This is a genomic window from Pseudomonas sp. MS19 (assembly GCF_013277615.1).
GTDB classification, from domain to species: domain Bacteria; phylum Pseudomonadota; class Gammaproteobacteria; order Pseudomonadales; family Pseudomonadaceae; genus Aquipseudomonas; species Aquipseudomonas marincola.
Genome location: NZ_VBTO01000007.1, coordinates 145,918 through 169,820, shown reverse-complemented (window position 1 = coordinate 169,820; position 23,903 = coordinate 145,918). Strand labels below are relative to the sequence as shown.

Below are 23,903 nucleotides of genomic sequence, written 5' to 3'. Positions count from 1 at the left end.
CAGCAAAAAGCCGGATCACCCCAGGATGATCCGGCTTTTTTATGCCGAACAGTAAAGCTGTATCAAACGCCTTCAAGCCCATCCAGCAAAGCCTGATTCTGCTCAGGTGTACCGATGGTAATGCGCAGAAACTGAGCGATGCGCGGCTGCGTGAAGTGGCGCACGATAACCCCTTGCTCACGCAATTTGGCCGCCAACTTGGCCGCGTCATGTTGCGGGTGACGGGCGAAAACGAAGTTGGCCTTGGACGGCAGCACGTCAAAGCCCAGCGCCTGCAAACCAGCCACTACTGTTTCACGGCTGTCGATAACCGCTTTGCAGGTTTGCGCGAAGTACTCACGGTCTGCAAACGCCGCCGCGGCACCCGCAATGGCCATGCGGTCCAGCGGGTAAGAGTTGAAGCTGTTCTTGATACGCTCCAGCGCCTCGATCAGATCAGGATGACCAACGGCCAGACCCACGCGCAAACCGGCCAGCGAACGCGACTTAGACAACGTCTGGGTGACCAGCAGGTTCGGGTATTTATCGACCAGCGAAATTGCCGTCTCACCGCCGAAATCAACGTAGGCTTCATCCACCAGCACCACTGTTTCAGTGTTGAGTTGCAGCAAGCGCTCAATGGCCTCCAGCGCCAGCAGGCAACCGGTTGGGGCGTTCGGATTCGGGAAGATGATGCCGGCATTGGTCTGCGCGTAATCTTCGATGCGAATCTGGAACTGCTCATCCAGCGCAATCTGCTTGGCTTCAATGCCATACAGGCCGCAATAAACCGGATAGAAGCTGTAGCTGATGTCCGGAAACAGCAGCGGTTTGCCGTGCTGGAACAGGCCATGGAAGGCATGTGCCAACACTTCATCCGAACCGTTACCGACGAACACCTGATTGGTCTGCACGCCGTAATAATCGGCTACCGCCTGCTTCAGCCGGTCACCGTTAGGGTCTGGATAAAGGCGCAGATCATCAGTGACTTCGGCCTGCATCGCCGCGATGGCCTTGGGCGAAGGGCCGTAAGGGTTTTCGTTGGTGTTAAGTTTAACCAGCTTGGTTAACTTGGGCTGTTCACCTGGCACATAAGGCACCAGGTCTTTGACGAAAGGGCTCCAGAACTTACTCATCACCCTTGTCTCCTCGAAAATATGGCAATTCAATCGGGCATGAAGCCGATTATGACTTGATCCGGTATTCAGCACTGCGCGCGTGGGCTGTCAGCGACTCACCGCGCGCCAGCACCGAGGCAGTTTTACCCAGCACCGAGGCGCCGTCTGCCGAGCAGTAAATGATCGACGAACGCTTCTGGAAGTCATAAACCCCTAGCGGCGATGAGAACCGCGCCGTGCCGGACGTTGGCAACACGTGATTCGGGCCAGCGCAGTAATCGCCCAAAGCTTCGGCGGTGTAACGGCCCATGAAAATCGCGCCAGCGTGACGGATCAGCGGTAGCCACTCTTCTGGCGATTCAACCGACAATTCCAGGTGCTCTGGTGCAATCCGGTTGGCCACTTCGACGGCCTGTGCCTTGTCGGCAACATGAATCAGCGCGCCACGCTCTTCCAGCGAGGTGCGGATAATATCTGCGCGCTCCATGGTCGGCAGCAACCGGTTGATGCTCTCTGCGACTTTGTCGAGGAACGCCGCGTCGGTGCTGAGCAGAATCGACTGCGCGTCCTGATCGTGTTCGGCCTGCGAGAACAGGTCCATGGCGATCCAGTCCGGATCGGTCTGGCCGTCGCACACCACCAGAATCTCCGAAGGACCGGCGATCATGTCGATACCGACTTTACCGAACACGTGGCGCTTGGCGGTGGCCACATAGATATTGCCCGGGCCAACAATCTTGTCGACCGGCGGCACGCTTTCGGTGCCGTACGCGAGCGCTGCAACGGCTTGCGCGCCACCGATAGTGAAGACCCGGTCTACGCCGGCAATCGCGGCAGCGGCCAGCACCATCTCGTTGATTTCGCCACGCGGCGTCGGCACAACCATGACCACTTCGGCCACGCCCGCGACCTTGGCAGGAATCGCGTTCATCAACACCGACGACGGATAAGTCGCCTTACCGCCCGGCACGTAAAGACCGGCGCGGTCGAGGGGCGTTACTTGCTGGCCCAGCACGGTGCCGTCTGCTTCGGTGTAACGCCAGGAATCCTGCTTCTGCTTCTCGTGGTAGCTGCGCACACGTTCAGCGGCGGTTTCGAGTGCTGTGCGCTGCTCGGCGGTGACCCGCTGCAGAGCCTGTTCCAAACGGGCACGCGGCAGAATCAGGTCGGCCATGCTCGCCACTTCCAATCCGTCGAAGCGCTGGGTGTACTCCACCAGAGCTGCGTCACCACGGCTGCGCACGGCGGCAATGATTTCCAGCACCCGCTGATTGACGCCGTCATCAGACACGCTCTCCCAGCTCAGCAACTGATCAAGATGATGGGCAAAACCCTGCTCAGCAGCATTGAGTCGGCGGATAGCGATGGGAGCGGTCATAGCGGGCCTCATTGTTTGGCAAGGTCACAAAACGGGTACGTAATCCTGAGAACGAAGATTTTCAGGCGCCCATACAATACCAGCCGCACCGTGCGGGCACCTGACAATTCTGGCTATTACACGGATAGGGGAACCGAGTCGCTCCTGCGAATTCGGCATTTGCGCCGTCCGTGGCGCAAAGTGCGGCGTAATGCCGAAGGGAATCAGCTTGGGTGGCGCGACTCGACCGCGATGCGCAAGGCATCGATCAGCGCCTGGATGCGCGCATGCTGCATTTTCATCGACGCTTTGTTGACCACCAGACGTGAGCTGATCGTGGCGATCAGGTCTTGCGCCTCAAGGCCATTGGCACGCAGCGTGTTACCGGTATCGACCACGTCGATAATCTTGTCGGCAAGGCCCACCAGCGGCGCCAATTCCATCGAGCCATACAGCTTGATGACATCGACCTGACGGCCCTGTTCGGCATAATAACGCTTGGCAACGTTGACGAACTTGGTGGCGATACGCAGGCGGCCTTTCGGCTCCGGCGCACCTACAGCTCCAGCGGTCATCAGCTTGCAACGGGCGATACGCAGGTCGAGCGGCTCATACAAGCCCTGACCGCCGTACTCCATCAGCACGTCTTTACCGGCAATCCCCAGATCAGCCGCGCCATGCTCAACATAGGTCGGTACATCGGTCGCACGCACGATCAGCAGGCGAACATCTTCCTGTGTCGTCGGGATAATCAGCTTGCGGCTTTTATCCGGATTCTCTGTCGGCACAATGCCGGCCTCTGCCAACAATGGCAGGGTGTCATCGAGAATGCGGCCTTTGGACAACGCAATGGTGAGCATTTTTATTCAAACCTTTAAAAGCGGTTGTATCGTCACAGGCACGATTGCAATCAGCGCAACCGCAAACGCAGGACAACCCTGCGAGCAGTTCTAAAACCCTGCTCGCAGACGTCTGTTGCGTTTGATCAGCCCGGAACGCGGCGGATTTTCGCGCCGAGTAATTGCAGCTTCTCTTCGATGCACTCGTAACCACGGTCAATGTGGTAGATGCGGTCGATCAGGGTGTCGCCTTCAGCAACCAGCGCGGCAATTACCAGACTGGCCGATGCACGCAAGTCGGTGGCCATAACCGGCGCACCCACCAGTCGCTCGGCACCGGTAACAGTGGCCGTGTTGCCTTCAACCTGGATTTGCGCACCCATGCGCAGCATTTCATGTACATGCATGAAGCGGTTTTCGAACACCGTTTCAACAATGGTGCCCACGCCGTCAGCAATCGCATTGAGGGCGATGAACTGAGCCTGCATGTCGGTAGGGAACTCAGGATACGGAGCAGTTACCAGGCTTACCGCCTTGGGACGCTTGCCCTGCATGTCGAGTTCGATCCAGTCCGGACCACAAGTAACTACAGCGCCGGCTTCTTCAAGCTTTTCGAGAACCGCGCCGAGCGTGCTCGGATCGGTGTCCTTGACCTTGACGCGACCACCCGTAGCAGCTGCTGCCACCAGGTAAGTACCGGTTTCGATACGGTCTGGCATCACGCTGAACGTTGCGCCGCCGAGGCGCTTAACGCCGTCGATGGTGATGGTGTCAGTACCGGCACCTTCAATTTTTGCGCCCATGGCGATCAGGCAGTTAGCCAGATCCACGACTTCCGGCTCGCGTGCGGCGTTCGTCAGGACACTGCGGCCATTGGCCAGCGCAGCAGCCATCATGATGTTTTCGGTGCCCGTCACACTGACCATGTCAAAGTGGAAGTTGGCGCCGACCAGGCCACCTTCAGGCGCCTTGGCCTTGATGTAACCGGCTTCAACGTCGATCTTCGCACCCATGGCTTCGAGGCCGCGAATGTGCAGGTCCACCGGACGCGAACCAATCGCGCAACCACCCGGCAGGGCAACTTCTGCCTCGCCAAAGCGCGCAACCATCGGCCCCAGAACCAGGATCGAGGCGCGCATGGTTTTCACCAGCTCATAAGGTGCTACCAGCGTCTTGATGGCGCGCGCGTCGACTTCGACACTGAGCTTTTCATCAATAATCGGCTCGATACCCATGCGCCCGAACAGCTCGATCATCGTGGTGATGTCGTGCAGGTGCGGGAGGTTGCAGATGGTAATCGGCGAGTCGCCCAGCAACGTTGCAGCCAAAATCGGCAAGGCCGAGTTCTTGGCACCGGAAATGCGAATTTCGCCATCAAGGCGAACGCCGCCGGTAATAATCAGTTTATCCATAGTTATCTCGTCGCCCGCAGGCTTATGAACGCGCTGCCCAATCGGCACGGCTGAAGAATTTCATGCTCACGGCGTGAATGCTGCCATCAGCAATCCACGGATTTAAATGAGCATAGACTTGCTGCTGACGCTTAACCGGACTCAAACCGGCCAATTCGTCACTAATAACATTCAGCTGGAAGTTGCAGCCTTCGCCTTCAACCTCGACCTGGGTGTCTGACAACTGCGCCTCTAGGAAAGTTTTTACTTCTAAGGCCTGCATGCTCAACCTCAATCAACGAATTCATGTGCGCGCCAGAGTTTTGGGGCCGATTAACGGCTCCCGGGCCCGCGGGGTCGTGCATCATACAAAAAAGCCCATACCCTGCGAACCCCACGTGATAGCCGGTGAGCCGGCCACATCTACTCAGGCCTCGATAGGTAAAATGTCCAGCAGGCCCGAAACCCGGGCCAATTCATGCAATTCCTTCGGCATGTCGCGCACCAAAATGCTTTTCCCGGCGGCCTGTGCATCGCGCATAAAGGCCAGCAAGAGAGACAAACCGACGCTGCTTGAGCGTTCAATTTTGGCGCAGTTGACGACAACCTGTGTGCTCTGGCTGGCGGCAATCAACTTGCCGCCCTGCTCACGCAGTGACGGCCCGCTGGTAAAGTCGATGTCTCCGCACAGGCACAAAACGCCGGGCGATAACGACTCAATACTGGCCTGACTCACGCATCACCCTTTGCATTGCGCGCCTTGGCGACGACGTCAGCCCAGGAATCGATCACTTTATCGAGATCGTTGTTCTTAACCTGCATCTGCTCGGCGAACTGGTCGCGGAACAGCTTGCCAACATTAATCCCGTTAATGATCAGGTTGCGCATGACCCAGGTGTTGTTCTTACGCACCATGGTGTAAGTCAGCGGGTAAACCGCGCCACCGGAACCGGTGATTTCCATATTCACCGAGGCACGATCAGCGCCCGGCTTGCCGGATTCTGGCAGCACGCGGACGTCTTCGTTGTTGTACTCAAGCAGTGCATTGCCATAAAACTGCATCAGGCTGCGCTTGAAGTTCTCTTCAAAGCGAGTCATTTGCTCAGGCGTAGCCTTGCGCGAAAAACGCACGGTCATCACGCCACGCGAGATACCTTCAACGTCTACAACCGGCAGCAGAATACGGTTGAGTGCGGCGTAGAACTCGTCCGGATTAGCGCGATACTGTTCTTTGTTGGCCTTCAGATCGGCCAACAATGTGTTGGTCGCTGTCTCAACCACCTCAGTGGCCGTCTGCGCTGCAGAGGCAAACAGAGGCAACGCTGCCAGCAATACCAATACGCTATTACGCAACAACTTAATCATTTTGAGCCTCGTTAGTTGGCCGAATCTTTGTTGACCGAATTCAGCAGAAACTTACCAATCAATTCTTCCAGCACCAGTGAGGACTGAGTGTCGTGGATGGTGCCGCCGTCGGCCAGCAGCTCTTCCTCACCACCTACACTGATACCGACGTATTTTTCTCCCAGCAAGCCAGCCGTAAGGATCGACGCGGTTGAGTCAATCGGGAGGTTATCCACGTCTTTGTTCAACTCCATGGTAACGCGACCGGTGTAGCTGTCGCGATCCAGGTCGATTGCGGTGACTTTACCGATGCTAACACCGGCCATGGTGACTTTAGAGCGGACGGTCAGACCGGCGATGTTGTCGAAATGCGCATAGACCTTGTAGGTATCCTCGCCCGCGCCAACAGCCAGACCGCTTACGCGCAATGCCAGCAACATAAGAGCCAACATACCAGCCAGCAAGAACAGGCCGACACCTACTTCCAGTGTGCGGTTTTGCATCAGAAATCTCCAAACATCAATGCAGTCAGAATAAAGTCCAGCCCCAGCACTGCAAGCGAGGCATAAACAACTGTTCGGGTGGTTGCGCGGCTGATGCCTTCCGAGGTCGGCTCACAGTCATAGCCTTGAAAGACCGCGATCCATGTCACCACGAAGGCGAACACAATGCTCTTGATAATGCCGTTAACCACATCATCGGTGAACGACACGCTGTTCTGCATATTGGACCAGAACGAGCCCTCGTAGACACCCAGCCAGTCGATAGCAACCATCGAACCGCCCCAGATTCCGACGACGCTGAATATCATCGCCAACAAAGGCATGGAGATAAACCCGGCCCACAATCTTGGTGCCACAATATATTTCAGCGGATCGACACCAATCATCGCCAGGCTCGAAAGCTGCTCGGTCGATTTCATGTTGCCGATCTCTGCGGTCAGTGCCGAACCGGCGCGGCCGGCGAACAACAGTGCAGTCACCACCGGGCCGAGCTCACGCAACAGGGTCAGCGCAATCATTTGCCCAACCGCCTGTTCGGAGCCGTAGGCGGCCAGAATGCTGAAGCCCTGCAGCGACAACACCATGCCGATGAACACACCGGAAACGACAATAATCGCCAGCGACATCACGCCAACCGAATACAGCTGTTTGATCAGAAGCTGAGTGAACTTCCCTGAGGTGCCACGCCCGAACAGCGCCGCCAGCAGAAAAATGGTCGAACGGCCAAGGCTGGTGACGACATCAATGCCGGCACGGCCTAGCAACTGCACGCGTTCGAGCGGTGATTTTCTGCGCATCAGCGCCCCCCTAGCAAGTCTGAGCGGTAATCGTCCGCCGGAAAATGGAACGGCACAGGACCATCAGGCGTGCCCTGCATGAACTGACGAACCCGCGGATTATCCGAATTCATCAACTCCTCCGGAGTCCCCTGCCCCAATACCTGGGTGTCTCCCACTACATAGAGATAGTCGGCAATACTCGCGGTTTCGGCCAAATCATGCGAGACCACGATGCTGGTTATACCCAAAGCATCAGTGAGCAGGCGGATCAGGCGCACCAAAACCCCCATTGCGATCGGGTCCTGCCCTACAAATGGCTCGTCATAAATAAGGATACGCGGGTCCAGCGCGATCGCTCGCGCCAGGGCGACGCGGCGCTTCATACCGCCTGAGAGTTCATCGGGCATCAGCTGCACGGCGCCACGCAGACCTACCGCCTGAAGTTTCATCAGGACGATGTCACGGATCATGGCTTCGGGCAGCTTGGTGTGAACCCGCAACGGGAAGGCTACGTTTTCGAACACATCAAGATCGGTAAACAGTGCGCCGCTCTGGAACAGTACGCCCATTTTCTTGCGCATATCGAACAGTTCGGTACGCGAAAGCGTGGGCAGATTGACCCCGTTAACCCAAACTTCACCTGCATCGGGGCGTAGCTCGGCCCCGATAAGCCGCAACAGCGTGGTTTTACCACTGCCGGACGGCCCCATGATCCCGGTAACCTTGCCGCACGGTATGCGAATATCGATATCTTTGAAGATATCGCGCGTGCCGCGCTTAAAGCTCAGACCTTTCAGCTCGACCGCATACTTTTCATCGGCGTTCATCTGGACTCCATTACCTACAAGCTTCCTCGTAGACGCGCCACTTCACCAAGAAGGCACCACGTCAGGCGGACACCCAAAATTAGCCGCGAACTATATCACTGCTGCGCGGCCCTACCCAACACCACGGGTGGTTTGCTTGTATTTACTGGCGTTTAGTCCAGCCCGAGGAATTGCACGGTGAGTCCCTCGCCCTTTCGCGATATAATCGCCCCCTTTTTGTTCAACCGTGATGATTGAATACCATGAGCCAGCCCAGCGAACTGATCAAATCCGCAGAACGCACTATCCGCCTTGAACTGCAGGCGGTGGAAGCACTGTTGCCGCGAATTGATGACAATTTTGTTCGTGCCTGCGAACTAATCCTCGCCAGCAAAGGCCGCGTGGTGGTGGTCGGCATGGGCAAATCTGGGCACATCGGCAACAAGATTGCGGCCACACTGGCCAGCACCGGCACCACGGCTTTCTTTGTGCATCCGGCTGAAGCCAGCCATGGCGACATGGGCATGATCACCCGCGACGACACGGTCCTGGCCCTGTCCAATTCCGGCTCGACTGCCGAAATCATCACCCTGCTGCCGTTGATCAAACGCCTCGGCATCACTCTTATCAGCATGACCGGCAACCCGGACTCAGAACTGTCACGCGCAGCGGACGTTAATCTGGACGCACGCGTTGCCGAAGAGGCCTGCCCGCTCAATCTGGCGCCTACCTCCTCGACCACTGCCGCGTTGGTACTCGGTGACGCACTGGCCATCGCGCTGCTTGAAGCCCGCGGATTCACCGCCGAAGACTTTGCGTTCTCGCACCCGGGCGGCGCACTGGGCCGGCGTTTGCTGCTCAAAGTAGAGAATGTGATGCACAGCGGCGAGAGCCTGCCGGTGGTCAACCGCGGCACCAGCCTGCGCGATGCGTTGCTGGTAATGACCCAGAAAGGCCTGGGCATGGCGGTAATACTTGAGGCGGACGGCAAACTGGCCGGGATATTCACCGACGGTGATTTGCGCCGCACGCTCGATCGCAATATCGATGTACGCACTGCAACTATTGATCAGGTCATGACCTCTCATGGCAAGACCGCACGCGCCGAAATGCTCGCAGCGGAAGCCCTGAAAATAATGGAAGACCACAAAATCAACTCGCTGGTGGTTGTCGATGACAACGACCGGCCAACAGGCGCCCTCAACATGCACGATCTGTTGCGCGCCGGTGTTCTGTAATGACTAAACAAGCACTAAGCCCCGAACTGCAAGCGCGCGCCGCCAAGATCAAGCTGGCGATTTTCGACGTCGACGGCGTACTGACCGACGGCAAGCTGTACTTTCTGGTTGATGGCAGCGAATTCAAAACCTTCAACACCCTCGACGGCCACGGCATTAAATTGCTGATCCAATCCGGCGTGCGCACCGCTATTATCACCGGTCGCAAAACACCGGTGGTTGAACGTCGCGCGCAAAACCTCGGCATTCAGCACCTGTACCAAGGGCGAGAAGATAAACTGGTGGTACTGGACGAACTGCTTGGCGAACTCGGTCTCGACTATGCTGAAGTGGCCTACCTCGGCGATGACTTGCCCGACCTGCCGGTTATTCGCCGCGTTGGCTTGGGTATGGCAGTCGCCAGCGCCGACCCGTTTGTCCGCGAACACGCCTTCGCAGTGACTCAGGCCAAAGGTGGAGAAGGTGCAGCACGCGAGTTTTGCGAGCTGATCATGCAAGCCCAAGGCAGCCTCGAAGCTGCTCAAGCCGCTTACTTATAGAATTGATTATGCCTAACCCACGTAAATTGCTGTCACTGCTGCTGTACGCCATTGGGGCTGCATTGCTCGTGGCCGTCGGTTACTGGAACATCAACCAGGAAACCTTCTCGGATCGCCAGCCAGCGGCAACTAACGACAGCCCGATCGATTTTTATGTGGTTAATACCTCTACCGTGCAATACATGCCGGACGGTAGCCGCCACTACACCTTGAAGGCCGACAAACTGGAACACTTCAAGGCAACCGACATCACCAACGTGACGCTGCCTAACCTGATGCTTTACCGTGGCACGGAATACCCGTGGCACGTTCGCAGCGAAAAAGGCGAGATTGGCCCTGGCGGCCAGGAAGTCGAGCTGATCGACAAAGTGAAGGTCGAGCGCACCGATGCAAAAGGTCGCCCGACCATACTCAATACCAGCAGACTGACAGTATTCCCCGATAAACAATATGCGCAGACTGAGCAAGCCGTTAGAATCGACGCTGCCAACGGCGTAACGACCGCGGTCGGAATGAAAGCATATTTGGATGACAGCAGGATGCTCCTTCTGTCCAAAGTAAGAGGCCAGCATGAGGTTCGTTAAAACCCTTCCCCTTCTGCTCAGCTTGGGCGCCACACTCGGCAGCTTCAATGCCTGGGCGCTGCCTTCTGACAAAGATCAGCCAATTCGCGTGCAAGCAGACAGCGCCGAACTGGATGATAAACAGGGCGTAGCCGTGTACCGCGGCGATGTGATCATCACTCAGGGCACCATGAAGATCACCGGCAATACCGTGACGATCACGCAAACTGCTCAAGGTGATATCGACGTGTTCACCTCTGTCGGCACGCCAGCTTATTACGAGCAGAAGCCCGCAGAAGACAAAGAACTGGTTAAAGCCTATGGCCTTACCATCCAGTACTTTGCCAGCAAGAATCGCATTGTCCTGATCGATCAGGCCAAGGTCATTCAAGAAGGCAATACCTTCGAAGGCGAGAAAATCGTCTACGACACGCAGCGTCAGATCGTTAATGCCGGTCGCGCCACGGGCAACCAGATCACCACACCGCGCCCGCGCATCGACATGGTTATCCAGCCGAAAAGCAAACCAGCTGAACCACAGGCGGCCGAATAACGATGGCGATTCTGAAAGCCCAGCATTTGGCCAAAAGCTATAAAAGCCGCCAGGTCGTGCGTGACGTCAGCCTGAATATCGAAAGCGGCCAGATCGTTGGCCTGCTCGGGCCTAACGGCGCCGGTAAAACCACCTGCTTCTACATGATTGTAGGCTTGGTGCAGGCTGATCAGGGTCGCGTCTTGATCGACGACCTGGATGTCAGCCACCTGCCGATGCATGGCCGCGCGCGCGCCGGCATTGGTTATCTGCCGCAAGAAGCGTCGATCTTTCGCAAGCTCAGCGTCTCGGACAACATCATGGCGATTCTCGAGACCCGCAAGGAGCTCGACCGTGCTGCGCGTCACGCGGAGATGGAAAGCCTGCTCGAAGAATTTCATATTCACCACATCCGCGATAATCTCGGCATGAGCTTGTCGGGTGGTGAACGTCGCCGGGTTGAAATTGCCCGCGCACTGGCCACGGCGCCTAAATTCATACTGCTCGACGAACCATTTGCCGGGGTGGACCCGATTTCGGTTGGGGACATCAAACAGATTATTCACCACCTGAAAGCCAAAGGTATTGGCGTACTGATCACCGACCACAACGTTCGCGAAACGCTGGATATTTGCGAAACTGCGTACATTGTCAGTGACGGCCAATTGATTGCCGAAGGTGACTCAGAAGCCATTCTGGCCAACGAGATTGTAAAAGAAGTCTATTTGGGACATGAGTTCAGGCTCTAGCCGAATCATGCCCAAACTCAAAAGCAGTGCTAGGCAAAGGCCACGGGGAAAGGCATATACTCTGCCTCCTTGTGGCTCAAATGCCCTGTAGTGGATTGCGCATAGACGCCGGTTAATAAGGTCTGCAATGAAACCATCGCTAGTCCTGAAGATGGGCCAGCAGCTGACGATGACGCCTCAGCTGCAACAAGCCATCCGCCTACTTCAACTCTCAACCCTGGATCTGCAACAAGAGATTCAGGAGGCGTTGGAGTCCAATCCGATGCTCGAGCGCCAAGAAGATGGCGACGACTTCGATAATTCCGACCCTATGGCTGACGGAGCGGAAACGGCTGCCTCACCGAATCAGGAAGAGGCCAATTTCCAGGAACCGACCTATCAGGAACCGTCGCAAACCGTAGACAACCTGGAAGATGGCGAGTGGAATGAGCGCATTCCCAATGAGCTGCCGGTTGATACCGCCTGGGAAGACGTTTATCAGACAAGCGCCAGCAGCCTGCCAAGCAACGACGATGACGAGTGGGACTTCACCACGCGCACCTCGACAGGCGAAAGCCTGCAAAGCCATTTGTTGTGGCAACTCAACCTGTCGCCAATGTCGGACAAAGACCGGCTTATCGCGGCGACCCTGATCGACTGCATCAATCAGCAGGGTTATCTCGAAGAAACCCTCGATGAAGTGGTCAGCGCATTCGACCCGGAACTCGACATCGAGCTCGATGAAGTCGAAGCCGTTCTGCACCGCATTCAGCAGTTCGAGCCCGCCGGCATTGCCGCACGAACACTCAGCGAGTGCCTGTTGTTGCAGCTGCGCCAATTGCCCGCGAAAACACCTTGGCTAGCTGAAGCCCAGCGTCTGGCAAATGATTACCTCGACCTGCTGGGCAGCCGCGACTACAGCCAACTGATGCGCCGCATGAAGCTCAAGGAAGACGAGCTGCGTCAGGTCATTGAGCTGATCCAGAGCCTCAACCCGCGCCCCGGCTCGCAAATCGAGTCTGGCGAGCCGGAGTATGTAGTGCCCGACGTCATTGTGCGCAAACACAATGACCGCTGGCTGGTAGAACTCAACCAGGAAGCCATGCCGCGCTTGCGGGTCAACCCGCAGTACGCAGGTTTCGTGCGCCGCGCAGACTCCAGCGCCGACAACACCTTCATGCGTAATCAGTTGCAGGAGGCGCGCTGGTTCATCAAGAGCCTGCAGAGCCGTAACGAAACCCTGATGAAGGTTGCCACGCAGATTGTCGAGCACCAGCGCGGTTTCCTCGACTACGGTGACGAGGCCATGAAACCGCTGGTTCTGCATGATATTGCCGAGGCTGTAGGTATGCACGAGTCGACGATTTCACGCGTCACCACGCAAAAATTCATGCACACACCACGCGGCATTTACGAGTTGAAATATTTCTTCTCTAGCCACGTAAGCACCTCTGAAGGCGGTGAATGCTCGTCGACAGCGATTCGCGCAATCATTAAAAAACTGGTTGCTGCGGAAAATGCAAAAAAGCCATTGAGCGACAGCAAGATCGCTGGTTTACTGGAGGCACAAGGTATTCAAGTCGCTCGCCGCACCGTTGCCAAATACCGTGAGTCACTCGGCATAGCACCGTCCAGCGAGCGCAAACGATTAATGTGAGGGAGTCGCCAAAGCAAACCCTGTGCTTTCCTGCAAAACAGCCATACTGATATCAGGGCTGAGCAAAGCGCACGGCAGAAGCCGAAGCGACCCGGCAGACAATCTGCTTACTCTGGGTGATATGCAGGTCCGACATGTTTGAGGCAACACAACCCGCGTCAAACAGCGTTACACAGCACCGCAGAACCGCTACAGGGTAAGTGAGCAAGCTTCAGTGTTCCGGCGGCAGGCAAATTGCCTGTCACTACTACACGGCAACAAGGAGAAAGCGGTATGCAAGTCAACATCAGTGGACACCAGCTGGATGTGACCGACGCCCTGCGTGACTATATCGAGGAGAAACTCAGTCGATTAGAACGCCACTTCGATAAGATCACCAATGTACAAGTCATCATGGAGGTCGAGAAGCTCAAGCAGAAAATTGAAGCGACCTTGCACATAGCGGGCGGCGAAGTCGTTGCCAACGCTGAGCACGATGACATGTACGCAGCAATCGATTTACTAACAGACAAACTTGACCGACAACTTATCAAGCACAAGGAAAAGCAGCTCGACCGTCAGCAAGGCGCTATGGCCCGCTGACATCGCTCACCTCCTATGATCCGACTTGAAGACATCCTGACCCCCGGCCGTTCCCTTGTGAACGTGCCGGGCGGCAGTAAAAAACGTGTTCTTGAACAAATCGCCAATCTGGTCGCTCGTGACTTGAGCGACCTTGACGGCCAAGACATTTTCGAAAGCCTGATTGCCCGCGAAAAACTCGGTTCCACCGGTTTTGGTAATGGCATTGCGATCCCGCATTGTCGTCTGCCTGGCTGTAGTGCGCCGGTGAGTGCGGTACTCAGACTTGACTCAGCAGTCGACTTCGACGCCATTGACGGCGCTCCCGTCGACCTGCTGTTTGTATTGCTGGTTCCGGAAGCGGCAACTGACGAGCATCTTGAATTGCTGCGCCAGATTGCCAGCATGCTAGACCGCAACGAAGTCCGTGAACGCCTGCGCCATGCTGACAGCAATCAGGCCCTCTATGACGTTGTAGTGGACGTACAAAGCGGCCAGTAGGAAATCGCCCTATGCGCTTAATCATCGTCAGCGGTCGTTCGGGCTCGGGCAAAAGTACGGCCCTTGATGTCCTCGAAGACAACGGTTACTACTGCATCGACAACCTGCCTGCCGACTTGTTACCCGAGTTGGCGGAACGGGCCCTGTTGCATCCCGAGCAGCTGCAACCTTTTGTGGCGGTGTCGATTGATGCGCGCAACATGCCCAGCCAGCTCAAGCGCTTCCCCGAGCTGCTGCGTCAGGTTCGTGACCGCAACATCCGCTGCGATATCGTCTACCTTGATGCCGCGCAAGACACCCTGCTCAAGCGCTTCTCGGAAACACGCAGACGTCACCCGCTGACCTCCGAGCATCGCTCGCTGTCGGAGGCTATCGGCGATGAAAGCAAGTTGCTCGAACCGATTATCGACCTTGCTGACCTGCGCATCGACACCACTCATCTCAATCTCTACCAACTGCGTGACACGCTAACCCTGCGCCTGCTCAAGCAACCGGCGCCGGGCACTGCTTATCTGGTTGAGTCTTTCGGATTCAAACGTGGCCTGCCGGTTGATGCCGATCTGGTGTTCGACGTGCGTTGCCTGCCGAACCCGTACTGGAAACCCGAGCTGCGTGATTACAGCGGCCTGGATCAGCCAATCAATGATTACCTGAGCGCAGAACCCGAAGTGGAAGAGATGTATCAGGACATCGCCGGTTATCTGCAGAAATGGCTGCCGCGTATCGCTGCCAGCAACCGCGCCTACGTGACCGTCGCCATTGGCTGCACTGGCGGGCGACATCGCTCCGTGTACCTGGCCCAGCGCCTGAGTGAAGCGCTTAAAACTCAACTGAAGAATGTTCAGGTTCGCCACCGCGACCTCAGCTAAGGATTAGGCGCGATGCCTGCTTGCGAAATCATCATTATCAACAAGCTGGGCCTGCATGCCCGCGCCGCCGCCAAGTTTGTGGGCGTAGCCGGCCGTTTCCCGTGCACAGTTCGTGTTGGCCGCAGCCCAGAAAGCCTGGTCGATGGTAAAAGCATCATGGCGGTAATGATGCTGGCCGCCGGTAAAGGCACGCCTGTACACCTGCACACCGAAGGCGAGCAGGAACAAGAGGCGCTTGAAGCACTGATCGAGTTGATCAATAACTTCTTCGACGAAGGCGAATAGCCCTTTCGCGCACAAAAAAAGCAGACGCTCTAAACGTCTGCTTTTTTATTGGGTGCTGGTTTTGGCGAATGACGCTACGGCGACTTAAGAGCCGGCGACGGTCATGCGCTCAATCAGCACTGAACCCGTGCGAATATTGCTGCGCAGTTCCAGATCATTACCCACCGCGACAATCTGCTTGAACATGTCACGCATGTTGCCGGCAATGGTCACTTCCTGCACCGGGAACTGGATCTCGCCGTTTTCGACCCAGTAACCGCCAGCGCCGCGTGAGTAATCGCCGGTCACCATGTTCAGGCCGTGGCCCATCAGTTCAGTCACCAACAACCCGCGCCCCATGCGCTTGATCAGCGCCTGCTGGTCTTCATCGCCATGGCTGACGAACAGGTTATGCACGCCGCCGGCGTTGGCAGTACTTGGCATTCCCAGCTTACGGCCTGAGTAGGTGCCCAGCACATAGCTCAACAGCTCACCGCTCTCGACGAATGACTTGGCGTAGGTTGCAAGGCCGTCGCCATCAAAGGCTGCGCTGCCCATTGCACGCGGAATATGCGGACGCTCATCAATATTCAGCCATTGCGGAAACAACTGCTCGCCGATAGTGCCCTCAAGGAACGAAGACTTGCGGTAGATGCTGCCGCCCGAAATCGCGCCGAGAAAACTGCCGAACAAGCCAGTCGCCAGTTCAGCCGAAAACAGCACCGGCACTTCGCAAGTAGGCACCGGACGCGCGCCCAAACGGCTGACGGCACGCAAAGCGGCGCGACGGCCAATGCTTTCAGCACTCGCCAACATCTCGCCCTGACGATTAACGTCGTACCAATAGTCGCGCTGCATCTGGCCATCCTGCTCGGCAATCATCACGCAACTGAGACTATGACGCGTACTGGCATAACCACCGATAAAGCCATGGCTGTTGCCATAAATACGGCAGCCCTGATGCGTACTCAGCGAGGTGCCATCGGCATTCTTGATGCGTGCATCGGTATCAAAGGCCGCGGCTTCGCATTGCAACGCTTGCTCGATAGCCTGCTCCGGGCTAATTGACCAGGCGTGATAAAGGTCCAGATCCGGCAGCTCACGCGCCATCAGGCCGGCATCTGCCAAACCGGAACACTCATCTTCCGAGGCATGCTTGGCAATCGCCAACGCCGCCGCTACGGTCTCGCGAATGGCCGCGTCGCCACTCGCCGAAGTGCTCGCAGAACCTTTACGCTGACCCACGTACAGGGTGATCCCAAATCCCTGGTCACGGTTGAATTCAACCGTTTCTACTTCACGCTGACGCACACTGGTCGAGAGGCCCTGTTCGACCGACACGGCAACCTCACAGGCACTGGCGCCCTGCTTCTTGGCTTCGGCGAGAATTTGCTCCACTTGCGCCTGCAATGCAGACAAACCTTGTGGGCCGACCACTTCAACTGCACTCATAACCACTCCTGATTTATCAACTTCATACGTCATCAGCCTATGGCCGGACGTTTGCAGTCAGAAACTTGCTGCTATCATGACGACGTTATCCACTGGATTGTCCCCATGTCTGAATACCTTGATGACTTCTCCGATGAGAAGAGCAAAACCCAAGTCAAACGCGAGCTGCATGCTCTGCAAGATCTTGGACAACGCCTGACCACCCTAAAGCCGGATCTGCTGAACAAGCTACCGCTGACCGATGCCCTGCGCAAAGCCCTCGAAGAGGCACCCAAGCACACGGCCAACTCGGCCAAAAAACGCCACGTCCAATTCATTGGCCGGTTAATGCGTGACCAGGACATTGAGGCGATTCTTACCCTCCTCGACCAACTGGACGCCTCTACCCGCCAATACAACGAGCGTTTTCACGGCCTTGAACGCTGGCGCGACCGGTTAATTGCCGGCGATGACGCCATTCTCGAGAAATTCGTGGTCGAATACCCCGAGACCGACCGCCAACACCTGCGCAACCTGATCCGTCAGGCCCAGCACGAACTGGCGCAGAACAAAGCACCAGCCGCTTCACGCAAAATCTTCAAATACATCCGCGAGCTGGACGAAACTCAACGCGGTTTGCGTTAAGCCATCGTCAGGGTGGAGTCAGACTCCACCCAAGCCCTTATCCCTGTTACGCGCCGGTACCACCGACGGTAATCGCATCAATCTTCAGGGTCGGCTGACCCACGCCAACCGGCACCGACTGGCCCTCTTTACCGCAAGTGCCGACGCCACTGTCCAGCGCCAGATCGTTACCCACCATCGACACCCGGCTCATCGCCTCTGGGCCATTGCCAATCAGTGTTGCGCCTTTGACCGGCGCAGTAATCTTGCCGTCTTCGATCAAATAGGCTTCGCTGGTCGAGAACACGAACTTGCCGCTGGTGATGTCCACCTGACCGCCGCCAAGGTTGGCGCAGTAGATGCCTTTCTTCACCGAACGGATGATCTCTTCAGGATCGCTCTCGCCCGCCAACATGTAGGTATTGGTCATCCGCGGCATTGGCAGGTGCGCATAGGATTCACGGCGGCCGTTACCGGTAGCGCCAACGCCCATCAGCCGCGCATTGAGCTTGTCCTGCATGTAGCCCTTGAGAATGCCATTCTCGATCAATGTGGTGCACTGGGTCGGCGTGCCTTCGTCGTCGACACTCAACGAGCCGCGGCGCTCTGCCAGCGTTCCGTCGTCGACGATAGTGCACAGGCTCGACGCCACTTTCTCACCAATCCGCCCGCTGTAGGCCGAACTGCCCTTGCGATTGAAGTCACCTTCCAGACCATGGCCCACCGCTTCGTGCAGCAGCACGCCGGACCAACCGGCGCCCATTACCACCGGCATACTGCCAGCCGGCGCGGCAATGGCTTCAAGATTGACCAAGGCCTGACGCAACGCCTCACGGGCGTATCCCATTGCCCGGGTTTCATTATTGGCTTCGCGCTCAAGGAAATAGCGATAGTCGGTGCGCCCGCCGCCACCATGCCCGCCGCGCTCGCGACGACCGTTGTGCTCGACGATAACGCTGACGTTAAAACGCACCAGCGGACGAATATCCGCCGCCAGGCTGCCGTCAGTCGCGGCCACCAGAATGCGGTCCCAGACGCCAGCCAGGCTGACGGTGACTTGCTTGATACGCGAGTCCAGCGCGCGGGTGGCTTGATCGATCTCTTTCAGCAGCTCGACCTTTTGCGCACGGTCCAACACGTCCAGCGGATTATGTGGGGGGTACAGAGGCGCAATCTGCGCGGTTTTAAAAGCCTGAACCGTGCCATTCTGGCCGGCGCGTGCAATCGAACGGGCAGCCTGAGCAGCCTGGCTCAGCGCATCCGGGGTAATTGCATTGCTGTAGGCGAAACCGGTTTTCTCACCGGACTGCGCACGCACGCCAACGCCCTGATCGAGATTGAAACTGCCCTCTTTGACGATGCCGTCTTCCAACACCCAGGTTTCAGAAACCTGACTCTGGAAATACAGGTCCGCCGCATCGATACCGGGGCCGGCCAATTCGCCCAGCACACCCGGCAACAGGTCGAGGCTCATGCCGCCAGGACTCAACATATGCTCGGACACGGATAACAACATATCGCTCATAACTACTCCAAACCTGGCAGCCGCGGTTCGGCCGCTGCAAAAAATCGTTTATGCCGGATAACCGGCATTTGCTGGCGAATGCTGGCCTGCTCGACCGCATCACGCGGGGCCAGCAGCATCGCCTCGCCAGAGGCCTGTTCCACCACAACACGCCCCCAAGGGTCGACAATCGCCGCATGGCCAAACGTCTCGCGGCCACCTGCGTGGGTTCCACCCTGCGCGGCGGCCAGCATGTAGCACTGGGTTTCAATCGCCCGGGCGCGGATCAACACGTGCCAATGGGCAGCGCCCGTCACGGCGGTAAACGCCGACGGCGCGCTGATCAATTCGGCGCCAGCATCACGCAGAGCACCATATAACTCAGGAAACCGCAGGTCATAGCAAACGGTCAAACCGAGGCGACCCACGGGCGTGTCAGCCACCACAACCTGGCCGCCGTAGGCGTAGTCATCGGACTCCCGATACCGCCCACGGCTGTCGGCAACATCCACATCAAACAGATGCAGTTTGTCGTAACGGGCCACACGTTCACCGCGATCATCAATCAGCAGGGAACAGGCATTGGGTCTGGCATCCGGCTGACCATCTGGCGGCAACGGCAACGTGCCAGCCACTATCCATAGGTTGAGGTCACTGGCGGCTTTTTTCAACCAAGGCAGAATTGGCCCAGTCCCCAGCGCCTCTTCACGGCTCAGCGTGGCTAGGTCACGACTTCCCATGGCGGCAAAGTTTTCAGGCAAAACCGCAAGCCTGGCTCCGCCTTCTGCCGCGCGCTCGAGCAAGTGACGCGCTGCCTGCAGGTTGGCCATGACATCAGGCAGACTGACCATTTGGATAACCGCGAGTGTCATACCGGCTCCTGCAAGCGTTGAGAACAACAAGCACAGGCGCTGGGCAGTTGCCCGTTTGCGCCGCTACTTCTGTTTTTCAAACGGTTTGTCAAAGGTGAATTCGGGGTCACTGAGCGGCCCCTTGATGTCGTACTGAACACTCGCCAAGCGGGCGATATTGTCACCGAGCAGTTTATCGGCAACGAACAGCGCACCGCCGATGGCCGGGTTGAAGCCGGCAATGATCACCGCTAACGGCAGGTTGTTACTGACCGGCAGCGTCACCAGCAACTTCGCGTCGATGACCTCGCGCGCCAGATCGAGGGTGCCGTTAACTTCGACGTTGCTCGATGGCCCCTTGAGCGCCAATGGCTCTTTGGTGACGTAAACCCCATCGGTGGCGACCAGCAAGCCCTTCACCCGGTCGTAGCTGAGGCCTTTGCCAAACAGGTCAGAGAAGTCCAGACGCAGGCGTCGGCCGATCGAGTTGAAATTGAGCAGGCCAAAAATTCGCAAGGCATTCGCCGAACCCTTGACCTCGACAAACTGGCCTTTCTTCAGCGAGGCGTCCATCGAACCGCTGAAACGCGCCAGCGCAAAACCCGCCGGCGAACCGGGCCAGTGTCCATCTACATCAAGGTGATAACTTTCGCTGGTAGCCGATGGTGCAAATCCCCACGCCACCAGCGTATCAACCAGATTCTCACCTTCCAGACGGCCCTTGTACCAACTGCTGGCGCTACCCGCCGCGCCCTGCCAGCCGACAGTGCCGCTCATGGTGGCGCCGCTGAGTTGCAAGGCCAGATTGCTGAATTGCACACCGTTGGCCAGCGGCCGGGCATTGAATGACCAACTGCCGAGCTGACGCTCGCCCAGCGAGACAAGTTTGATATTGAGGTCTATGGGCGGAACATCGGCCGGGTCAATCGAGCCCAGAACATCCGGAGAAGGCGCGCCGTCGGCTGTAGGCTTGGGTGCGGGCAACTTGAGGTAATCCAGATTGACCACGATTGGCGTGCTGGAAGAATCGGGCAATTTAACCTGGCCCTTGGCCAATGAACTGTCGAGCCCCACCGACCAGGCCGCGCCTGTGCGCTTCAAGTCGAGGTTGAGATTATCCGCCTCGACGCCCATGCCCTTGAAATGATCAATGCGCAGGCGCGCCTCATTGAGCAACTGCTTGGCATCCCCCACCGGGGCATTCTGATACGGCTTGATCGCGGCCTGCCACACATCGACATCCAGCTCGGCAATGCGCCCACTGATATTAAGGCCCTTGTTACGACCGGGCTGCGCCCGCCCGGCTCCAAGCACCAGGCGGCCACCGCCATCCAGGAAGTTCTCAGCCCCTGCGGTATAAGCCAGGCTGGCGCGGTCGGCATATTGCACCGTGTAGGTCGCGAGCACTGTACCAAGGCTCATCTTGAACTCTGCATCGCTGCTGCTTGCAGCAGGCTTGCCCAGCGGCTCAGGCAGGTCGATGGCCAGGCCCTGCAAATCGGAATTAACCTGCAGATAGCTGTCTTGCGCGCCCAAATTGATTCTCAGCCGATACGGTATTACGCCGTTTGCTGGTATCGGTTGGGTGAACGCCAGCCATTGGGTTAACGTCTCCAGCGCAACCTTGCCTTTCAGGTCGAACAGGGTATTGCTAGCGCCGTCTGGCGTGCCGGCAACGGCCTTGCCGGTCACCGTGTGGCCGAGCGCCCGCGCACTCAAACCATCGGCACTAAGGCCCTTACGGGAGTCAAAATTGAAGTCACCCTTGATCTTGCTCAGCTCAAGCTTTGGCGAGGCGATGGTCAGCGATGAATCCTTGCTGCTGAAATCCACCTGCACCACAACCTTGCTCATGTCCTGCAGCGGCAAATCGAGTTTCAGCGCCCCTTCGAGCGCCCCTTGGCCTTTCCAGCCGGCAAAGGTTTCAGCCGTGGGCAGCGGCGAATCCTGAAGAATCTGCATGGCATCGCCGACGTTGCTGGCCAGCTTGCCGTCAATCAACAGATGCGTATCGCCGCCGGGAACGCCCAGCGCGATATTGGCTGTCGCATCGGTAACAGTGCTGTTGAGAATTTGGCCCTTGGCAACGTCGATGCGCACGCCAGTGTCTTCAACCCGAACCTGCGCCTTGGCCTTGCTCAGAGCCGGCCAGCCTGGCTGGTAATCCAGCTCGGCGTCGTCAACATCAAAGAACAGGCTGATGTTGTGCGCGGTTGGCGGCGAGCCGTGATTGATCGAACCCTGATACTGGAAGAAGCCCTGACTTACCGCGCCGCCCTTGATCGAGTCTGTCAGCCATTTGCCCAGTTGCGGGCTGAAACTCGGCACGCGGGTTGGCAGGTACTTGCTGGTGTAGCTCGCATCGCCTTCGCGAATCCCCACACGCAGGTCCATGTAATCTTCCGCTTCGGGATCAGCCAGCAGACGAATTATGAAATCAGCGCCGGCTTTACCTTCCGGGCCAATCGCTTGCAGGTACGGGCTGCGCAGCGTCACGCCGGCCTCGTCCCAGGTCCAGTCAAACTGGCCGTTGACCTTGGTATAAACCCAGGGCTTGGGGAACAGGGTTGCCAGATGCAGGGAGAACTCTTCGGCATCGACATGCACCACGCCGTGGCCGATATCGCCCTCGACGCTGCCGCTGATGTTCTGCACCGAAGGCGATGCTTCAAAAGCCGAGAACCCAACCTTGTCGAGATTGGCGGAAAAGCTCAAACGCCGGGCCAACTCGGCTTGCGGGTTAAAAGCCAGTTGCAGGTTGTTCAACTTGCCATGCGGTTGCAGGGTCTCGATGATCTTGCGGCCATTCTCGGACAACGGCGCGAGCGCAGTTACCAGTGGCACCAACGGCGTGACATCGAACTGATCGGCGCTTAGCTGCCAAGTGTCTTCAGCAACCTTGCGGGTAATGCCGAGCTGAACCTTGCCCCAACGCTCCTCGCCTATGCGCAGGCCAAGGTCAGCCATGCGCAAGGTAAAACCTTGCTCGTTAGCAGCGAAATAACTGTTGAGCTTGATGTCTTGCAGCGCGACGGGCTCCTGCTCAGCCAGAGCCACCTGCAGATTCGCCACCACCATGCGCGTCACTGCCCGCTCTACACCGCCATCGCGCCAGCTCAGCCAGGCCTCACCGCCCAGTTGCGCCTGCTGCAAATGCCAGGCGCCGATGTAGGACGGCGGAATCCAGTCAGCCCAATCGCCAGGCGCCACCTTCAAGTAAACGTCGAGGCTCGAGGCTTGCCACTCCTGCGCGTTGAGATCCGCGTTAACTTGCAACTCCAGCGGCTTGCCGTTGGGCAGGTGCAGGCGCATATCCAGGCGCTGGCCCTGAAGCGTTCGACGCAAGGTCAGATTGATAGCTTTGAGGGTGACTGGCGGCTGCGCATTCGCCTCGACAGTCACCTGGCTGTCGTGCAAGGAGACCTGCTCCAGCGACTTCAGCTGTTGCAGCACCTGCTGCATGTCCACTGGCGCACTGGCTTTGGGCTGCGGCAAACCTGCAACACTCCATTTGCCTTCGGTGTCTTGCTGCGCGCTCAGGCGCAAGCCCTCGACAACCAGATGGGCAATGCGTGGCTGACGCCTGACCAGGCTTTGCAGTAAATCAGGGATGAGGCTGACCCGGCTCAGCTTGAGCGCATCGCCCGCCTCGCCCAACACCAGATCATGGGCGATAAGCTCCGGGGCGAAACCGTGCCAGCCGCCTTCCAGACGGCCAATCGTCACCGGCATGTGCAGCAGCTCAGTGGCCTTGGTCGCCACTTCATCACGGTAGTCGGCCACCATCGGCGACAACACGCGGCCAACGCTCACGTAGATCGCTGCCAGCACCAACAGCAAGGCAAGCAACGCCAACCCCCAACGCAGCAGCGCCGAGATACCCCGACTTAGCGCCAGCACTTAGCGGCGCTCGTTTGGCGTGCGC

The 23,903-nt window shown here is 57.7% G+C and carries 25 protein-coding genes; 11 read left to right on the top strand and 14 right to left on the bottom strand.

What is annotated here, in order from left to right; genetic code table 11:
• Positions 1-62: 62 nt before the first annotated feature.
• The 10 genes from hisC to FEZ62_RS06685 form a co-directional block, all read right to left on the bottom strand.
• Entirely contained in the window at positions 63-1,115 is a 1,053-nt protein-coding gene (hisC, locus tag FEZ62_RS06730; RefSeq protein ID WP_172927214.1) for a histidinol-phosphate transaminase, read from the bottom strand.
• A gap of 49 nt (positions 1,116-1,164) precedes the next feature.
• Positions 1,165-2,475, bottom strand: coding sequence for a histidinol dehydrogenase (gene hisD / locus FEZ62_RS06725; protein WP_069898005.1), 1,311 nt, complete (start codon positions 2,473-2,475; stop codon positions 1,165-1,167).
• Between the two features lie 203 nt (positions 2,476-2,678).
• Entirely contained in the window at positions 2,679-3,314 is a 636-nt protein-coding gene (gene hisG / locus FEZ62_RS06720) for an ATP phosphoribosyltransferase (RefSeq protein WP_069898006.1), read from the bottom strand.
• A gap of 125 nt (positions 3,315-3,439) precedes the next feature.
• Positions 3,440-4,705: a UDP-N-acetylglucosamine 1-carboxyvinyltransferase gene (gene murA / locus FEZ62_RS06715; protein WP_069898007.1), complete on the bottom strand. Its 1,266-nt coding sequence runs from the start codon at positions 4,703-4,705 to the stop codon at positions 3,440-3,442.
• A gap of 22 nt (positions 4,706-4,727) precedes the next feature.
• Positions 4,728-4,967: a BolA family protein gene (locus tag FEZ62_RS06710; protein WP_069898008.1), complete on the bottom strand. Its 240-nt coding sequence runs from the start codon at positions 4,965-4,967 to the stop codon at positions 4,728-4,730.
• Between the two features lie 144 nt (positions 4,968-5,111).
• Positions 5,112-5,420 (bottom strand): STAS domain-containing protein, encoded by a 309-nt coding sequence (locus tag FEZ62_RS06705; protein WP_090509724.1) that lies wholly within the window; start codon positions 5,418-5,420, stop codon positions 5,112-5,114.
• Complete coding sequence (locus tag FEZ62_RS06700; protein WP_069898010.1) at positions 5,417-6,049, bottom strand: ABC transporter substrate-binding protein; 633 nt, start codon at positions 6,047-6,049, stop codon at positions 5,417-5,419. The genes FEZ62_RS06705 and FEZ62_RS06700 overlap by 4 nt, the downstream gene beginning before the upstream one ends.
• 11 nt (positions 6,050-6,060) lie before the next feature.
• Positions 6,061-6,531, bottom strand: coding sequence for an outer membrane lipid asymmetry maintenance protein MlaD (gene mlaD / locus FEZ62_RS06695; protein ID WP_069898011.1), 471 nt, complete (start codon positions 6,529-6,531; stop codon positions 6,061-6,063).
• Complete coding sequence (gene mlaE, locus FEZ62_RS06690; protein ID WP_069898012.1) at positions 6,531-7,328, bottom strand: lipid asymmetry maintenance ABC transporter permease subunit MlaE; 798 nt, start codon at positions 7,326-7,328, stop codon at positions 6,531-6,533. The genes mlaD and mlaE overlap by 1 nt, the downstream gene beginning before the upstream one ends.
• Positions 7,328-8,137, bottom strand: coding sequence for an ATP-binding cassette domain-containing protein (locus FEZ62_RS06685; protein WP_150547623.1), 810 nt, complete (start codon positions 8,135-8,137; stop codon positions 7,328-7,330). The genes mlaE and FEZ62_RS06685 overlap by 1 nt, the downstream gene beginning before the upstream one ends.
• Positions 8,138-8,379: 242 nt before the next feature.
• Here FEZ62_RS06685 and FEZ62_RS06680 point away from each other — a divergent pair, with 242 nt between their 5' ends.
• From FEZ62_RS06680 to FEZ62_RS06635, 10 genes are all read left to right on the top strand, one after another.
• A complete protein-coding gene (locus FEZ62_RS06680) occupies positions 8,380-9,354 on the top strand; it encodes a KpsF/GutQ family sugar-phosphate isomerase (protein WP_069898014.1) in 975 nt (324 codons plus the stop codon).
• A complete protein-coding gene (locus tag FEZ62_RS06675) occupies positions 9,354-9,893 on the top strand; it encodes an HAD family hydrolase (RefSeq protein ID WP_069898015.1) in 540 nt (179 codons plus the stop codon). Before FEZ62_RS06680 ends, FEZ62_RS06675 begins: the two co-directional genes overlap by 1 nt.
• Before the next feature lie 8 nt (positions 9,894-9,901).
• Entirely contained in the window at positions 9,902-10,477 is a 576-nt protein-coding gene (gene lptC / locus FEZ62_RS06670; RefSeq protein ID WP_090509720.1) for an LPS export ABC transporter periplasmic protein LptC, read from the top strand.
• Entirely contained in the window at positions 10,464-11,009 is a 546-nt protein-coding gene (gene lptA, locus FEZ62_RS06665) for a lipopolysaccharide transport periplasmic protein LptA (protein ID WP_172927213.1), read from the top strand. The genes lptC and lptA overlap by 14 nt, the downstream gene beginning before the upstream one ends.
• 2 nt (positions 11,010-11,011) lie before the next feature.
• On the top strand, positions 11,012-11,737 hold the full coding sequence (lptB, locus tag FEZ62_RS06660; protein ID WP_090509718.1) for an LPS export ABC transporter ATP-binding protein: 726 nt from the start codon (positions 11,012-11,014) through the stop codon (positions 11,735-11,737).
• A gap of 127 nt (positions 11,738-11,864) precedes the next feature.
• Entirely contained in the window at positions 11,865-13,373 is a 1,509-nt protein-coding gene (locus FEZ62_RS06655; protein WP_069898019.1) for an RNA polymerase factor sigma-54, read from the top strand.
• A gap of 273 nt (positions 13,374-13,646) precedes the next feature.
• Positions 13,647-13,955 (top strand): ribosome-associated translation inhibitor RaiA, encoded by a 309-nt coding sequence (gene raiA / locus FEZ62_RS06650; protein WP_069898020.1) that lies wholly within the window; start codon positions 13,647-13,649, stop codon positions 13,953-13,955.
• Positions 13,956-13,970: 15 nt separating this feature from the next.
• Positions 13,971-14,435 (top strand): PTS IIA-like nitrogen regulatory protein PtsN, encoded by a 465-nt coding sequence (gene ptsN / locus FEZ62_RS06645; protein ID WP_090509716.1) that lies wholly within the window; start codon positions 13,971-13,973, stop codon positions 14,433-14,435.
• An 11-nt stretch (positions 14,436-14,446) separates the two neighbouring features.
• Positions 14,447-15,304, top strand: a complete 858-nt coding sequence (rapZ, locus tag FEZ62_RS06640; protein ID WP_069898022.1) for an RNase adapter RapZ — start codon at positions 14,447-14,449, stop codon at positions 15,302-15,304.
• Between the two features lie 12 nt (positions 15,305-15,316).
• Positions 15,317-15,589 (top strand): HPr family phosphocarrier protein, encoded by a 273-nt coding sequence (locus FEZ62_RS06635; protein WP_090509714.1) that lies wholly within the window; start codon positions 15,317-15,319, stop codon positions 15,587-15,589.
• A gap of 84 nt (positions 15,590-15,673) precedes the next feature.
• On the opposite strand, the gene pmbA is transcribed toward FEZ62_RS06635, so the two are convergent.
• On the bottom strand, positions 15,674-17,020 hold the full coding sequence (gene pmbA / locus FEZ62_RS06630; RefSeq protein ID WP_172927212.1) for a metalloprotease PmbA: 1,347 nt from the start codon (positions 17,018-17,020) through the stop codon (positions 15,674-15,676).
• 105 nt (positions 17,021-17,125) lie between these two features.
• On the opposite strand from pmbA, the gene yjgA reads away from it, so the two are divergent.
• Positions 17,126-17,644, top strand: a complete 519-nt coding sequence (gene yjgA / locus FEZ62_RS06625) for a ribosome biogenesis factor YjgA (RefSeq protein ID WP_172927211.1) — start codon at positions 17,126-17,128, stop codon at positions 17,642-17,644.
• Positions 17,645-17,690: 46 nt separating this feature from the next.
• Here the strand turns inward: yjgA and tldD are convergent, their stop codons facing one another.
• The 3 genes from tldD to FEZ62_RS06610 form a co-directional block, all read right to left on the bottom strand.
• On the bottom strand, positions 17,691-19,148 hold the full coding sequence (gene tldD, locus FEZ62_RS06620) for a metalloprotease TldD (protein WP_172927210.1): 1,458 nt from the start codon (positions 19,146-19,148) through the stop codon (positions 17,691-17,693).
• 2 nt (positions 19,149-19,150) lie between these two features.
• Complete coding sequence (locus tag FEZ62_RS06615; RefSeq protein WP_069898026.1) at positions 19,151-19,999, bottom strand: carbon-nitrogen hydrolase family protein; 849 nt, start codon at positions 19,997-19,999, stop codon at positions 19,151-19,153.
• 63 nt (positions 20,000-20,062) lie between these two features.
• Positions 20,063-23,878, bottom strand: coding sequence for a YhdP family protein (locus tag FEZ62_RS06610; RefSeq protein ID WP_172927209.1), 3,816 nt, complete (start codon positions 23,876-23,878; stop codon positions 20,063-20,065).
• Positions 23,879-23,903 lie beyond the last annotated feature (25 nt).